A 14,025-nucleotide genomic window follows, 5' to 3' on the forward strand; every position below is an offset into this window, starting at 1 on the left:
CGCTACGTGACCGAGCCAGCGGGGGGAGCCGAACTCGATGAGATTGTTCGCCAACGGCAAGTGGGGCCGTCGGGGCCCGGTCGCCGCGCTCACCGCGGGGTGCGTCGTCGTCGCGGCCGTGGCGGTCGGCGGGTCCGCCGACGTGCCGGGCCTGGAGTTCCTCAACGCCGGCCACTGGGTGGTCAACACGGCGGCGGGGAAGGTCTACCACGTCGACGGGGCCACCAAGCGGGTCGACGCCGAGGTGCCGCTGCCCGGCGCGAAACCCGGCAGCGTCGTCGTCCAGGGCGACACCAGCGGGTACGTCGTCGGCGCGGGCCAGTACACCGAGTTCGGCAAGTCCACGCTGCGCGTCGAGGCCACCACGCCCGCGCCGGCCGCCGACGAGGTGCCGGTGCCGCTGGAGGCCGCGGGCGGCCCCTACCTGGTCTACCGGGACGCGGCCGTCGTGGTCCGGCTGGGCGCGGAGCACGCGGTGATCGACGTCGGCGGCAAGCTCGGCAACCCCGTCGCCACCGCCGACGGAACGGTGTGGCTGCACCGCGTCGACACCGGCGCGCTGTGCAAGCTGGCCCGCGGCACCACCGTCCCGTCCTGCCCGGCCAACGCGCCGGCCGGCCACAAGGGCGGCCTGACCGTCGTCGCCGACAAGCCGGTGTTCGTGGACACCACCGCCGACACCATGCGCGCGGTCGAGGGCAACGGCCCGGAACGCCCGCTGGGCGCGGACGTGCCCGAGGACACCCGCGTCGCCGCGACCGACGTGGACGGCCGCGTGGCGGTCCTCGACCCGGCGGGCCGGCTGTTCCTGGTCGACTCCGCCCCCGTCGTGGGCGACCGCCCGGCGGCCAAGGTCGTCACCGTGGACCTGGAGGCGGGCCAGTACACCGGGCCCGAGACGACCGGCTCGACCATCGCGGTGCTCGACCACGGCAGCGGCCGGCTGGTGACCTACGACAGCGCCGGCGTGCGCCGCCAGGTCACGCCCGTGCCGCCGGAGACCGGCAAGCCGCGCCTGACCAAGGCCGAGGACCAGCGGGTCTACGTCGAGGGCGGCGAGGGCAGGCACGTGCTGGTGGTGGACCCGGGCGGCGCGGTCACCGGGGTTCCCGTGGAACGCGAAGCGGAACCGACCACCACGACCACGATCCCGCCGACGACGACCACGCCGGAAGGCACGCGGCAGGACCCGCCGGCGCCCCCGGTCGTCGCGGTCGGCCCGCCCGGCGCGCCCACCGGCGTCACCGCCACCCCCGGCGCCGGCTCGGCCGTCGTCACCTGGGGCCCGGCGGCGGACAACGGCGCACCGGTCACCGCCTACCACGTCACGTGGAACGGCGGCGCGCTCCGGGTGTCCGGCACCGACCGCAGCGCCACGGTCACCGGCCTGGCCAACGGCACCGCCCACACGTTCACCGTCGTGGCGGAGAACCGGGCCGGCCGCGGTCCGGGCGCGTCCGCGCAGGCCACGCCCCGCCGGGTCCCGACGATCACGGTCTCCCGCGGCAAGGACACCACCACCGGGTCGTGCCGCGCGCCGGACTGCGCGTTCATCCACATCGAGATGCACGGGTTCGAGCCCAACACCGCTTACGAGATCGTCCCGTACGCCAGCGAGTGGGGCGAGGTGAACCCCGGCGCGACCCTGACCACCGACGAGAACGGCACGCAGGTCGTGGACGACCGGTTCCCGTTCAGCGGCGACGGCCAGACGGTCTGGGTCGTGGCCGGCGGCGTCGAGTCCAACCGCTACTACTGGGAGAAGAAGTGACGACCGTGGCCGCGCCCGTGTCCACCCGGGTCTACCAGGCCATCGCCGAGAACGTGCAGCGCGTGGTGCGCGGCAAGCCCGAGCTGGTGCGGCTGGCGGTGGCCACGCTGTTCGCCGAGGGCCACCTGCTGGTCGAGGACGTGCCCGGCCTCGGCAAGACCACGCTGGCCAAGTGCCTGGCGCGCAGCGTCGGCGGCACGTGGCACCGCATCCAGTTCACGCCCGACCTGCTGCCCGGCGACATCACCGGCGTCTCGGTCTACCACCAGGGGCGGGAGCGGTTCGTGTTCCACCCCGGCGGGGTGTTCGCCAACGTGGTGCTCGCCGACGAGATCAACCGCGGCACGCCCAAGACCCAGTCCGCGCTGCTGGAGGTGATGGCCGAGCGGCGGGTCACGGTCGACGCGGTGGAGCACGCGGTGCCCGACCCGTTCCTGGTGGTGGCCACCCAGAACCCGATCGAGATGGAGGGCACCTACCGGCTGCCCGAGGCGCAGCTCGACCGGTTCCTGATGCGGCTGTCGGTCGGGTACCCGGACCTGGCGGCCGAGGTGCTGGTGGTGCTGGGCGACCGGGCGCGGGTGCGGCCGGAGGACCTGGCCCCCGTGGTCGGCGCGGACGAGCTGGCGGCGGCGATCGAGGAGGTGCGGGGCGTGCACCTCGCGCCCGAGGTGTGCGAGTACGCCGTGCGGGTGGCGGTGGGGACGCGGTCGCACCCGGCGGTGCGGTGGGGCGTGAGCCCGCGCGGCAGCATCGCGCTGGTGCGGGCGGCGCAGGCGTACGCGGCGACCGAGGGGCGGCTGTTCGTGACGCCGGACGACGTGAAGGTGGTCGCCGAACCGGTGTTGGCGCACCGGTTGGTGCTGACCGCGGACGCGGAGCTGACCGGGCGGACGGCCGCCGCCGTGGTGGCCGACGTGCTCGGCGCGGTGCCCGTGCCGCCGGTGGGCTGAGCGGTGCGGTTGACCGCGCGCGGCGTCGCGGTGCTCGTGACGGCCGCCGTGTCCGGTGGCGTGGGCGTGTTCGCCGGGTACCCGTTGTTCCTGGCGTTGGCCGGGTTGCTGGCGGGGGCGGTGGTCGCGGGGTTCCCGGCGGTGGCGCGCGGGCTCGCCGTCGAGGTGGAGCGGTCGGTGCACCCGTCGCGGGTCGAGCGGGGGAAACCCGCGCTGGCGACGCTGTCGGTGCGCGGCGCCGGAGACGGGTTCACCGCGCGGGACCGGTGCGGGCGGCACGTGCGGCGCGTGGTCGTGCGGGCCGACGCGGTGTACCGGTACGAGCTGCCGACCTCCGAGCGGGGCAGGCACGTCGTGGGGCCGCTGGTGGTCGAGCGGACCGACCCGTTGGGGTTGGTGCGCAAGGACGTCGGGACGGGATCGACGGCCACGCTGTGGGTCCACCCCCGCCGGCACCCGGCGCGGCCGTTCGCCGCCGGGCACCGACGCCACCACCACGAGGGCGCGGCGACCGGGCCGCGCGGTTCGCTGGACCTGCGGGACGTGCGCGAGTACGTGCCAGGTGACGAGGTGCGGCTGGTGCACTGGAAGTCCAGCGCCCGCACCGGGAAGCTCATGGTCCGCGACTACGCCGACCCCGAACGGCCCCGGCTGGCCCTGCTGGTGGACACGCGGCACGCCACGGCGTTCGAGGACGTCGTGGAGGTCGCCGCGTCGGTCCTGCACGCCAGTGCCGTCGCCGGGTTCCGCTGCCGGTTGCTCACCCCGGGCGGGGTGGACGTGTCCGTGGACGGCGGAGTGCTCGCGGGGCGGCGGTTGTTGGACTCGCTGAGCGAACTGCGGGTGTCGCCGCAGGGTGAGCCGCCGGCGCGTCCCCGTGGCGGGTTCGTCGTGGTGACCGCCGGCCCGGTGGAGCCGTTCGCGGTGGTGCGGCCGGATGTCGTGCTGGCGCTGGGCGGGTCCGGTGGGGTGCCGGGGGCGCGGGTGGTGCGGGGCGCGGACGCGGCCGAGGTGGTGCGGCGGTGGAACGGGTGATCGTGCGGGTCGCCGCCCTGTTCGTGGCCGCGGTGGTGGCGGGTCTGCTGTTCGGGCCGGTGTTCGGGGTGGGGCCGTTGTCGCCGCCGCTGGCCGCGACGGTGGCGCCCGCGTTCGGGGTCGCGGTGTGGCTGCGGGAGCGCGAAGCGTGGCGTGCCGCGGGGACCGTGGTCGCGGGGTTGGCCGGGTTGTGGGCGGCTCTGCGTCCGGCGGATCCGGTCCACGCCCTGGTGGTGGGGGCGACGGAGTCGTGGCGGGTGGTGCTCGGGTCCACGTGGCCGGTGCGGCCGGAGCCGGAGGCGTTGGTCTTCGTGCCGTTGCTGGTGTTGGTGGCGGCGGTGTTCGGGGTCGAGCTGCTGGGTCGGGCGCCGTTGGCGGCGTTCCTGCCCGTGCTGGTGGTGGCCGGGTTGAGCCAGGCGTACTCGGCGGCGGGCTGGGTGACCGCGGTGGTGGCCGTGGCGGCGTTCGGGGCTTGCGGCGCGGTGGTCGTGGCGCGGCGGGTGCCGTGGGCGGCGCTGGCGGTGGGACTGGTCGGGGCGGTGGTGCTGGGGCTGGTGCCGACCGGGGCGGCGTGGTCGTTGCGGGACGGCGTGTCCGTCGCGCCGGCCGCCGCGCGGGTGACCAGTCCGCTGGTCGAGCTGCCGGCCCGGTGGGCGCAGCCCGGCACGGCGGTGTTCGAGTACTCGGCGGACGCCCGGGTCGAGCGCTGGCCGATCGCCGTGCTGGACGAGTTCGACGGGGTGAACTGGACGCCGGGGTCGTCGTTGCGGCGCATGGGGACCGGGTTGCCGCCGGGGGTGGACGTGCCGGTGGAGCGCAGGTCGGCCGTGGTGCGGTTGCGCGATCTCGGCGGCCCGTGGCTGCCCAGCCAGGCTTGGCCGGCGAGCGTGCAGGGCGTCGATCCCCTGGTGGACCCGGCGCGGGGCACGCTGCTGACCGAGTCGCGGGTCGCCGAGTACCGGCTGACGTGGTGGGAGCCGCGGGTGTCCGGCCTGGCGGACGCGGCGATCGACCCGGCCGCCCCGGGCGGGCTCGGCGGGGTGGGCGCGGCGCCGCCGGGGGTGGAGGCGGTGGCGGAGCGGGCGGTGTCGGGCCTGCGGTCGTCGTTCCGGGCCGCGTTGGTGCTGGAGCGGTACCTGCGGGAGAACTACGAGCTGGTGACCTCGGGACCGCTGCCCGTGGGGCACGGGTGGCCGGCGCTGGAACGGTTCCTGCTGCACGAGAAGCGCGGCACCAGCGAGCAGTTCGCCGCCGCTTATGTGGCGTTGGCGCGCCTGAGGGGCATTCCGGCGCGTCTGGTGGTCGGGTTCTCCTCCCCCGCCGACGGGACCGTGGTGCGCAACGGTGACGCGGTGGCGTGGCCGGAAGTCGCTGTCGAAGGCGTCGGGTGGGTCGCGCTGGACCCGACCGGCGCGGTCCGCGCGACGGCGGACTCGGGGGTGGCGCAGGACACCGAGCGGGCGCGAGAGGAGCTGCCGCCGGCCGGGGAGCTGTCCGAGCCGCCGGCGCCCGACCCGGTGCGGCCCGCGGACGGGTTGTCGTGGGTGCCGTGGGTTCTCGGCGTGGTGCTGGTCGGCGGGGTGGCGGCGGTGCCGGGGGTCGGGGCGGTGCGGTCGTGGCGGCGTCGGCGGGCGGGGACCGTGGAGACGGCGTGTGCCGAGGCGCGGGACCGGTTGCGGCGCAACGGGATCGCGGTGACCCCGGCGATGACCGTGCGCGAGATGGCCGACGCCGCGCCCGTGGTGTCCGGGGCGCTCCTCGCGTTGGCGCAGGCGGTGGACGCGGGGTTGTGGTCCGGCGCGGGGGTGGACGCGCGGCGGCACGCGTGGGAGGCCGTGCGGGCGTTGCGGACCGGGTTGCGGCGGTTGCCGTGGCGGGTCCGGGTGTGGGCGGCGTTCCGGTGGTGAGCTAGCGGGTGCACTTCGCGGCGCGGATGGGGTGCGGTGCGCTGCGGTGGGTGGTGCGGCCGTCGGTGCCGTGCACCTCGAAGCAGTACTTCAGGTTCGGCTCGACGGCGATGCGGGCGGTGCGGTCGCGCGACTCGGCGGAGGCGGAGTTCGGCTTGCCCTCGGGGGCCGTGATGACGACGTAGTCCAGGTCCGGGCCGGTCCAGGTGATGGTGACGTGGTCGCCGTCGTCCCGGACTTCGGTGACCTCGATCCGCGGCGCCTGCGGGGCGCTGACGGCGGGGACCTGCGGGGACGGCGCCGGCGGGTCGTCGCGCAGCAGCAGGAAGGGGGCGGCGGCGAACAGCGCGAGCGCGGCGGCGACGCCGAGCACCAGGCCCAGGCGGTCCCGGCGGTCGGTGTCGGGCAGCGGTTTCGCCTCCGCCACCTGGACCCGCCTGCCGCTGGGCGCGGGCGGCCCCACCGGGCCGGTGATCTTGTCCAGTTCGGCCCGGACGTCGTCCGGCCGGGCGGCGGGGTCGGGGTCGAGCAGGGCCCGGACCAGCTTCGCCAGGCCCAGCGGCACGTCGGGCCGGTCCACCTCGGGCGCGGGCTCGCCCAGCACCCGCAACACGTGCTCCTCGGCGGTCTCGCCGAGCCGTGCGGGGTGCGGCGGTTGGCCGGTGAGCGCGAAGAACAGCACCGCGCCGAGCCCGTACAGGTCGGTGCGGGCGTCCCGGACGGCGTCCCGCACGGTCTCCGGCGCGGCCCATGCCGCCTCGGGAGCCACCGGGAACGCCTCGCGCGGCACCAGTCCGCCGTCGGCCAGCACGGGTTCGCCGGTGCCGCGGAACAGCACGTCGTCGGCGGTGGGACCGCCGTGGACGAGTCCGGCCGCGTGCGCCGCCGCGAGTGTCGTGGCCAGCGCACGCGCCAGCGCCAGCACGTCCGGGACCGGCAGCGGGGCGGCGTCCGCCAACGCCCGCGGGCACCGCTCGACCCGCACGCCGAACCGCCCGTCACCGGTCACCTCGAAGCCGTGCACGACCCGCGTGCCCGGCACCCGCGCCCACCGCCCGTTCTCCCGCTCCCAGGCGGACCGGGCGCGCCGGTCGGGGGTGCCGGGGAACAGCTTGAGGTTCGTGTCCATCCCTGGAGTCACCATCGCCGCCCATGGTCCCACCCGGGTCATCGGAGCCGGGTGGGACCGCCCGAGCGTTCAACGCCCGCCCTCGGCCTCCCTCCGCGCCCGTCGCCGCTGGTGCAGCTCGACGCCGAGCGACCGGCCCATCAACCCGCCGAAGACGCCCGCCGCCACGCCGGCCGCCAACGCCGCCGGCAGGTCCACCACCAGCGCCGGCACCACGCCCGCGACCAGGGCCGCGGACACCCCGCCGATCCGGCCCGCGGAAGCACTGGTCCTCGGTTCACGCGTGACCGGCGGCTCGAAGAAGTCGTCGTCCTCGTCGTCGTCCTCGTCGTCCTCGTCGAACAGCTCGTCGTCGAACAGCTCGTCGTCGAACAGCTCGTCGTCCGCGTCGGGCTCGACGTCGTCGTCCGGCTCGTCCTGCTCCACCAGGTCGTCCGGGATCACGATGTAGTACGAGTCGTACCGGTCCACCTCCTCCGCCGACGAGACGTAGTCGTCCAACGACACCCGTGCCTGCTTGGTGCTCATCCCCATCACCCGCTGTGCGCCGACACGGAGATGGTCACCTTCTTGCCGTCCTTGCCGCCCTTGCCCCCGTCCTTGCCGCCGTCCTGCAACCGCTTCGCGAGGTCGGGCGAGGTCTGCACGGTCAGCACCGGAGCGGCCTTGGGCTTGGACTTGGACTTCTCCGCGCGCTCCTTGTCCCGCTCGTCGTCCTTCTGCTTGCGCAGCTTCTTCACCTCACCCCGCTTCTCGTCGTAGTCCTTCTTGGCCTTGGACAGGTCGTCCTGGGCGCGCTCGACCTTCTTCTTCGCCTCGCTCGCCTCCGCCTTGGCCTTCTTCAGCGCCTCGTCGGTCGGCGACGGCTTCTTCTCCTTCTTCGGCGTGGACAGGTGCACGACCACCTCGGCCTTGCCCTCGCCGGTCGTCTTCACCTCGGCGTGCGCCACCGAAGCCGCCGCGGGCGGCGCCGGCGGCGCGGGCGGCGCGGGCTCCTCGGCCTCCGCTTCCTTCTGCACCAAGGGCTGCACGACCGGCTTCACGGGCTGCGCCACACGCTGCGCCACGGGCTGGGCGACCGGCGGCGCCGGCGGCTCCTCGGCCTCCGCTTCCGCCTGCGGCACCGGAACCGGCTTCGGCGCGGGCGGCGACGCGGGCGGCACGGTCGTCGCGCCGGGCGGCGGCTCGTGCGGCGGTGACTGGGGCTCGGTGGTCCGCGCGTCGGTGACCGGCGGGGCGGCGTGCGCGGGCGCGCTCCAGCCCGGCCACTGGGGCTGCGCCGGCGCGCCCGCCTGCGCCGCGGGTGCGGTGGTCGCCCGTGTCAGCGTGACGTTGCGGAGTTCCGCGCCCACGGCCTCCAGGCGTCGCCCGAGGTGGCCGAGTTCGTCCGCCAGCCGTATCAGGGGGTCCTGTCCAGTCATGTGACCAGGGTCGCGCCCCGCCCGCGTATCCGGATCCGTACCTCTACTCACTCCCGCGTACCGAACAGGTCACGCCGCTGAATCGTGAAACTTGACAGCGACCCCTGTGTAACCGATTAACTGCACCCCTGTAATCGATACCACGTGATCGAGGGGGTGCGGAGCGTGACCACGATCAAGGACGTCGCGCAGCACGCCGGCGTCTCGACCGCGACCGTCTCCCGCGTCCTGAACGGCCACGCCGCCCCGACGCCCGAGACCCGCACCCGCGTCCTCGCCGCCGTCGAAGAACTCGGCTACCGCCCCAACGCGCTGGCCCGCTCCCTGCGCACCACCTCGACCAAGACCCTGGGCCTGGTGATCAGCGACCTGGTCAACCCGTTCTTCGCCGAGATCGCCCGCGCGGTCGAGGAGGAGGCGCGCGCCCACGGGTACTGCGTGATCGTCGCCAACGCCGACGAGTCCGCCGACCAGCTCCTCACCTACGTCCGCACGCTGCTCGACCGCCGCGTGGACGGCCTGCTGGTGTGCCCGGCGACCGACGACCCGTCCTGGCTGGCCGAGGTCGAGCAGCGCGGCGTCCCGCTGGTGCTGCTGGACCGGACGGTGCCGGACGCGACGTGCCCGGTGGTCCGCGCCGACGGTGCGCAAGCGCTTGCCGACCTGGCCGAGGCGCTGAAAGCCGCAGGTCACCAGCGGGTCGGCGTGATCGCGGGCCCGCCGGACACGAGCACCGGCCGGGAACGCCTGGAACAGTTCGCGCGCGGCGGCCTGGACCTGCGGGTCGTGCACGGCGACTTCCGCCGCGACAGCGGCGCCCGCGCGGCGGCCGAACTGCTCGACGCGCCGGACCGCCCGACGGCCCTGGTCGCGATGGACAACCTGATGGGCCTGGGCGCGCTGGAGGAGCTGCGCCGCCGCGGCCTCACCGTCCCGGCCGACGTGGGCCTCGCCGTCTACGACGACCAGCCGTGGTTCCCGCTGCTCGACCCGCCGATCACGGTCATCGCCCAGCCCACCGTCGAGATGGGCCACGCGGCGGCCCGCAGCCTGCTGGCGCTGGTCGCGGGCGAGCAGCCGGCCGACGTCCAGCTCACCGCGCGCCTGGTCGTGCGGGGTTCCTGCGGGGAGGCGACCGGTGCTGCTTGAGGCCCGGAACATCGGCAAGAGCTTCACCGGCGTGCGCGCGCTGGACGGCGTGGACTTCGACGTCCGCCCCGGCGAGGTGCACGTCCTGCTCGGCGAGAACGGCGCGGGCAAGTCCACGCTGGTCAAGGTGCTCGCCGGCGTCCACGCGCCGGACCAGGGCACCGTCGAACGGCGCGGCAGCCTGGCCGTGATCCACCAGGAGCTGACCCTCGTCCCGCAGCTCTCGGTCGCCGAGAACCTGTTCCTCGGCCGCCCGCCCCGGCGCTTCGGAATTGTCGACAAAGCGCGAATGCGACAGGACGCCCGAGCGCTCCTCGACCGCGTCGGCCTGGCCGTGGACCCGACGACACCCGTCGCGGACCTCGGCATCGCGCAGCAGCAGATGGTCGAGATCGCCCGCGCGCTGAGCCTGAACGCCCAGCTCCTGGTCCTCGACGAGCCGACCGCCGTGCTCACCGACACCGAGACCGACCGCCTGCTCGGCATCATGTCCGAGCTGCGCGCGCAGGGCGTCGGCCTGGTGTTCATCACGCACCACCTGGACGAGATCCGCCGCGTCGCCGACCGCATCACCGTCCTGCGCGACGGCCGCAGCGTCGGCACCCTGCCCGGCACGGCCACCGTCGAGCACATGATCGAGCTGATGGTCGGCCGCACCATCGACGAGCAGTACCCGCGCCGCCGCGCCGAACCCGGCGAGGTGCTGTTCAAGGTCGAGGGCCTGACCCGGCGCGGCGCGTTCCGCGACGTGTCCTTCCACGTCCGCGCGGGCGAGGTCGTCGGGATCGCGGGCCTGGTCGGCGCGGGCCGGACCGAGGTGGTGCGCGCGGCGTTCGGCGTGGACCCCTACGACTCCGGCACCGTCGAGGTCGCCGGGCGGAGGGTGCCCGCGCACGACGTGCGCGCGGCGGTCCGCGCCGGCCTCGGCCTGGTCCCGGAGGACCGCAAGGGCCAGGGCCTGGTGCTGACCTCGACCGTCGCCGACAACCTGGGCCTGGTCACCATGCGGGCGAGCACCAGGGCGGGCCTGGTGGACCGGCGCGGCCAGCGCGAACGGGCCGCCGGGATGGCGAAGTCGCTGCGGGTCAAGGCCTCCGGGCTCGGGCAGCCGGTGCGCGAGCTGTCCGGCGGCAACCAGCAGAAGGTCGTCATCGGCAAGTGGCTGCTCGCCGACCCGCGCGTGCTGGTGCTCGACGAGCCGACCCGCGGCGTGGACGTGGGCGCGAAGGTCGAGATCTACGAGCTGGTCAACCGGATGACGGCGGCCGGGCGCGCGGTCGTGCTGGTGTCCTCCGACCTGCCCGAGGTGATCGGGATGAGCGACCGGGTCGTCGTGATGGCGCACGGCCGCGTCGCGGGCGAGCTGCCCGGCGGCACGACCCAGGACAAGGTGATGGCGTTGGCGGTTCAGGAGTTCCCGGCATGACAACGGTGGCCAGTCGCAAGAACCTCAGGGTGCTGTCCGACAACGGCGCGCTCGCGGGCCTGGTGGTGCTGGTGGTGGCGCTGTCGCTGCTCGCGCCGTCGTTCCTGAGCACCCAGAACCTGCTCAACGTGGGCGTGCAGGCGGCCGTGGTCGCGGTGCTCGCGTTCGGCTCGACGTTCGTCATCGTGTCCGGCGGCATCGACCTGTCCGTGGGCAGCGTCGCGGCGCTGTCGGCGATGGTCGGCGCGTGGTCGTCGGCCGAGGCGGGCCTGCCCGGACCGGTGGCGCTCCTGCTCGGCCTGGCCACCGGCGTGGTCGCGGGCCTGGTCAACGGCGCGCTGGTGTCCTACGGGAAGCTGCCCGCGTTCATCGCGACCCTGGCCATGCTCAGCGTCGCCCGCGGCCTGACCCTGGTGGTGTCGCAGGGCAGCCCGACCACCACACCCGACGTCGTCAGCTTCCTCGGGTCCAACCTGACCCCGTTCCTGCCGGTGCCGTTGCTGGTGATGCTGGTGTTCTTCGGCGTCACCGGGTTCGTGCTGTCCCGCACGTACTCCGGCCGCGCGATGTACGCGATCGGCGGCAATGAGGAGGCCGCGCGGCTGTCCGGCATCGACGTGCGCCGCCAGAAGCTCGTGATCTACGCGCTGTCCGGCCTGTTCGCGGCCGTCGCGGGCATGTTGCTGGCCGGCCGGCTGTCCTCCGCGGGCCCGCAGGCGGCCGTGGGCTACGAGCTGGACGCGATCGCGGCCGTGGTGATCGGCGGCGCGTCGCTGTCCGGCGGCGTCGGCCGCGCCACCGGCACGCTGGTCGGCGCGCTCGTGCTGGCCGTGCTGCGCAACGGCCTCAACCAGTTGCAGGTGTCCCCGTTCTGGCAGCAGGTGGTGATCGGCGCGGTGATCGCGCTGGCCGTCCTGCTCGACACGCTTCGCCGCCGTACCCGATGAAAGGAATGACGAAGATGAAGTTCCGCGGTGTCGCCGCGCTGTCAGCCGTCGCCCTCGCGGCGCTGACCGCGTGCGGTTCGGGGGCGTCGGCAGGTGGCGGTGGCGACATCACCGTCGGCCTGGCGATCTCCACCCTGGACAACCCCTACTTCGTGGCCCTCAAGGAAGGTGCCGAGAAGGCCGCCGCCGAGCTGGGCGTGAAGCTGACGGTGGTGGACGCCCAGAACGACGCCACCAACCAGGTCAACCAGGTGCAGACGTTCACCACCCAGGGCGTCAAGGCGATCATCATCAACCCGGTCGACTCCAAGCAGGCCGCGCCCGCCGCGAAGGCCGCGGAGAACGCGAGCATCCCGCTGGTCGCGGTGGACCGGTCGGTGGACGAGGGCAAGGTCGTCTCCGAGGTTGCGTCGGACAACGTCCAGGGCGGCACCCTCGCGGCGATCGAGCTCGGCCGCGCGGTCAGCGGCGACGTCGTGCACCTGCAGGGCATCCCCGGCGCGTCGGCCGCCCGCGACCGCGGCCAGGGCTTCGAGCAGGGCCTGAACTCCGGCGGCATCAAGGTCGTGGCGAGCCAGCCCGCGGACTTCAACCGCGCCAAGGGCCTGGACGTGATGACGAACCTGTTGCAGGCCAACCCGGCCATCAAGGGCGTGTTCGCGGACAACGACGAGATGGCGCTGGGCGCGATCAAGGCGCTGGGCGACCGGGCGGGCAAGGACGTCGCCGTGGTCGGGTTCGACGGCACGCCGGACGGCCTGAAGGCGGTCGAGGACGGCACAATGGCCGCGACCATCGCGCAGCAGCCGGAGGTGCTCGGGCGCAAGGCCGTCGAGCAGGCGGTGAAGGCGGCGCGCGGCGAGGCGGTCCAGGAGGTCGTCGACGTGGAGGTCAAGGTCGTGACGAAGAAGAACGTCGCCGAGTTCAAGAAGTGAGTCGAGCGGTGGGCGTACTGGTGCTGGGCTCGGCCAACGCGGACCTCGTCGTGGCGGTGGAGCGCCGTCCGGCGGGCGGCGAGACGGTCCTGGGCGGTGACACGGTGGTGATGCCGGGCGGCAAGGGCGCCAACACGGCCGTCGCCGCCGGTCGGCTCGGGTGCGACGTCGCGCTGGTGGGTGCGGTGGGCGCGGACCAGTACGGCTCGCTGCTGCGGGAGTCCCTGGTGTCGGCCGGGGTGCGCGTCGAGTCGGTGCGCACCTCGGACCGGCCGACCGGGATCGCGTACATCACCGTGACGCCGGACGGGGAGAACTCCATCGTCGTGGCCCCGGGGGCGAACTCGGACGTTTCGGTGTCCGATGTGGACGCGCTTTCGTGGGACGGCGTCTCGGTGCTCGTGTGTTCGCTTGAGGTGCCGCTGTCCACTGTGGAGCACGCTGTCGCGGTGGCCGCCGGGCACGGGGTGCGGTGCGTGCTCAACCTGTCGCCGGTGACGGCTGTGTCGCCGGAGGCGTTGGCGCTGCTCGACCCGTTGATCGTGAACGAGCACGAGGCGCTCGCGTTGGCGGACTCGTTCAAGGGGTTGTTGGCGCTGGGACCGCGGTCGGCGGTCGTGACGCTGGGTGGGCGGGGTGCCGCCGTGGTGACGCCGGAGGGCGTTGTCGAGGTCCCCGCGCCCGCGGTGGACGTGGTCGACACGACCGGCGCCGGGGACGCGTTCGCCGGTGCCCTCGCGTTCGGACTGTCCCGCGGCGACTCGCTCGTCCAGGCCGCCCGCTTCGCCGCCCGGGTGGCGGCGACGTCGGTGACCAGGGCGGGCGCGCAGCCGTCGTACCCGCGGGCGGACGAGGTGCTCGCGTGAAGCGGTCGGGCATCCTGCACGCGACGCTGAACGCGGAACTGGCCCGGCTCGGTCACACGGACGAGGTGGTCGTCGCGGACTGCGGCCTGCCGATCCCGCCGGGGCCGGCGGTGGTGGACCTGGCGTTCACGTTCGGCGTGCCGGGCTTCCTGCAGGTGGTCGACGGGTTGCTGGCGGAGCTGGTGGTCGAGCGCGCGGTGGTGGCGACCGAACTGGACGACCGCAACCCGACGTGCGCGCGGGCCCTGGCGGACCGCCTGCCGCTGATCGACCGGATCAGCCACGAGGACCTGAAGGCGAGAACGGCCGGCGCGCGGTTGGTGGTGCGGACCGGCGAGGCGACCCCGTACGCGAACGTGCTGCTGCGCTGCGGCGTGCCGTTCTGAGCAGCCCCCGACTTCAATCCTTCCAGAGGGGTACGACACCCGGCCCCCAACGCCCCCGGGGCCAATCCTCCCACGCCGCCACGACAAATCCCGCGCCCAG

The 14,025-nt window shown here is 74.6% G+C and carries 13 protein-coding genes; 10 read left to right on the plus strand and 3 right to left on the minus strand.

Going from position 1 to position 14,025, the window contains the following annotated elements; all coding sequences use genetic code 11:
- Positions 1-37: 37 nt before the first annotated feature.
- Genes AB0A74_RS19860 through AB0A74_RS19875 form a run of 4 tightly spaced genes read left to right on the plus strand, consistent with a single transcriptional unit; the run spans position 38 to position 5,666 of the window.
- Complete coding sequence (locus AB0A74_RS19860) at positions 38-1,771, plus strand: fibronectin type III domain-containing protein (protein ID WP_358251328.1); 1,734 nt, start codon at positions 38-40, stop codon at positions 1,769-1,771.
- Positions 1,768-2,724 carry a MoxR family ATPase gene (locus AB0A74_RS19865; protein WP_358251330.1) on the plus strand — a complete coding sequence of 319 codons (957 nt, stop codon included), beginning with the start codon at positions 1,768-1,770 and terminating at the stop codon, positions 2,722-2,724. Before AB0A74_RS19860 ends, AB0A74_RS19865 begins: the two co-directional genes overlap by 4 nt.
- 3 nt (positions 2,725-2,727) lie before the next feature.
- Complete coding sequence (locus tag AB0A74_RS19870; RefSeq protein WP_358251332.1) at positions 2,728-3,759, plus strand: DUF58 domain-containing protein; 1,032 nt, start codon at positions 2,728-2,730, stop codon at positions 3,757-3,759.
- On the plus strand, positions 3,747-5,666 hold the full coding sequence (locus tag AB0A74_RS19875) for a transglutaminase domain-containing protein (RefSeq protein WP_358251334.1): 1,920 nt from the start codon (positions 3,747-3,749) through the stop codon (positions 5,664-5,666). The genes AB0A74_RS19870 and AB0A74_RS19875 overlap by 13 nt, the downstream gene beginning before the upstream one ends.
- A 1-nt stretch (position 5,667) precedes the next feature.
- On the opposite strand, the gene AB0A74_RS19880 is transcribed toward AB0A74_RS19875, so the two are convergent.
- The 3 genes from AB0A74_RS19880 to AB0A74_RS19890 all read right to left on the minus strand — a co-directional run bounded on the left by AB0A74_RS19880 (position 5,668) and on the right by AB0A74_RS19890 (position 8,216).
- Positions 5,668-6,795, minus strand: coding sequence for a hypothetical protein (locus AB0A74_RS19880; protein ID WP_358251335.1), 1,128 nt, complete (start codon positions 6,793-6,795; stop codon positions 5,668-5,670).
- Between the two features lie 69 nt (positions 6,796-6,864).
- Positions 6,865-7,323, minus strand: a complete 459-nt coding sequence (locus AB0A74_RS19885) for a hypothetical protein (RefSeq protein WP_358251337.1) — start codon at positions 7,321-7,323, stop codon at positions 6,865-6,867.
- 5 nt (positions 7,324-7,328) lie between these two features.
- Positions 7,329-8,216, minus strand: a complete 888-nt coding sequence (locus tag AB0A74_RS19890; RefSeq protein ID WP_358251338.1) for a hypothetical protein — start codon at positions 8,214-8,216, stop codon at positions 7,329-7,331.
- Between the two features lie 165 nt (positions 8,217-8,381).
- On the opposite strand from AB0A74_RS19890, the gene AB0A74_RS19895 reads away from it, so the two are divergent.
- The 6 genes from AB0A74_RS19895 to rbsD are packed head-to-tail and all read left to right on the plus strand — an operon-like array spanning position 8,382 to position 13,925.
- Positions 8,382-9,365, plus strand: a complete 984-nt coding sequence (locus AB0A74_RS19895) for a LacI family DNA-binding transcriptional regulator (RefSeq protein ID WP_358251340.1) — start codon at positions 8,382-8,384, stop codon at positions 9,363-9,365.
- The gene (locus tag AB0A74_RS19900) at positions 9,355-10,791 is read left to right on the plus strand and encodes a sugar ABC transporter ATP-binding protein (RefSeq protein WP_358251341.1); all 1,437 of its coding nucleotides are present in this window, start codon (positions 9,355-9,357) and stop codon (positions 10,789-10,791) included. The genes AB0A74_RS19895 and AB0A74_RS19900 overlap by 11 nt, the downstream gene beginning before the upstream one ends.
- Complete coding sequence (locus tag AB0A74_RS19905; RefSeq protein ID WP_358251342.1) at positions 10,788-11,738, plus strand: ABC transporter permease; 951 nt, start codon at positions 10,788-10,790, stop codon at positions 11,736-11,738. The genes AB0A74_RS19900 and AB0A74_RS19905 overlap by 4 nt, the downstream gene beginning before the upstream one ends.
- 14 nt (positions 11,739-11,752) lie before the next feature.
- The gene (locus AB0A74_RS19910; protein ID WP_358251343.1) at positions 11,753-12,673 is read left to right on the plus strand and encodes a substrate-binding domain-containing protein; all 921 of its coding nucleotides are present in this window, start codon (positions 11,753-11,755) and stop codon (positions 12,671-12,673) included.
- An 8-nt stretch (positions 12,674-12,681) separates the two neighbouring features.
- The gene (locus AB0A74_RS19915) at positions 12,682-13,539 is read left to right on the plus strand and encodes a ribokinase (RefSeq protein ID WP_358251344.1); all 858 of its coding nucleotides are present in this window, start codon (positions 12,682-12,684) and stop codon (positions 13,537-13,539) included.
- Positions 13,536-13,925 (plus strand): D-ribose pyranase, encoded by a 390-nt coding sequence (gene rbsD, locus AB0A74_RS19920; RefSeq protein ID WP_358251346.1) that lies wholly within the window; start codon positions 13,536-13,538, stop codon positions 13,923-13,925. The genes AB0A74_RS19915 and rbsD overlap by 4 nt, the downstream gene beginning before the upstream one ends.
- The last annotated feature ends 100 nt before the right edge of the window (positions 13,926-14,025 follow it).

It is taken from the genome of Saccharothrix sp. NPDC042600 (assembly GCF_040647305.1).
GTDB lineage: Bacteria > Actinomycetota > Actinomycetes > Mycobacteriales > Pseudonocardiaceae > Actinosynnema > Actinosynnema mutabilis.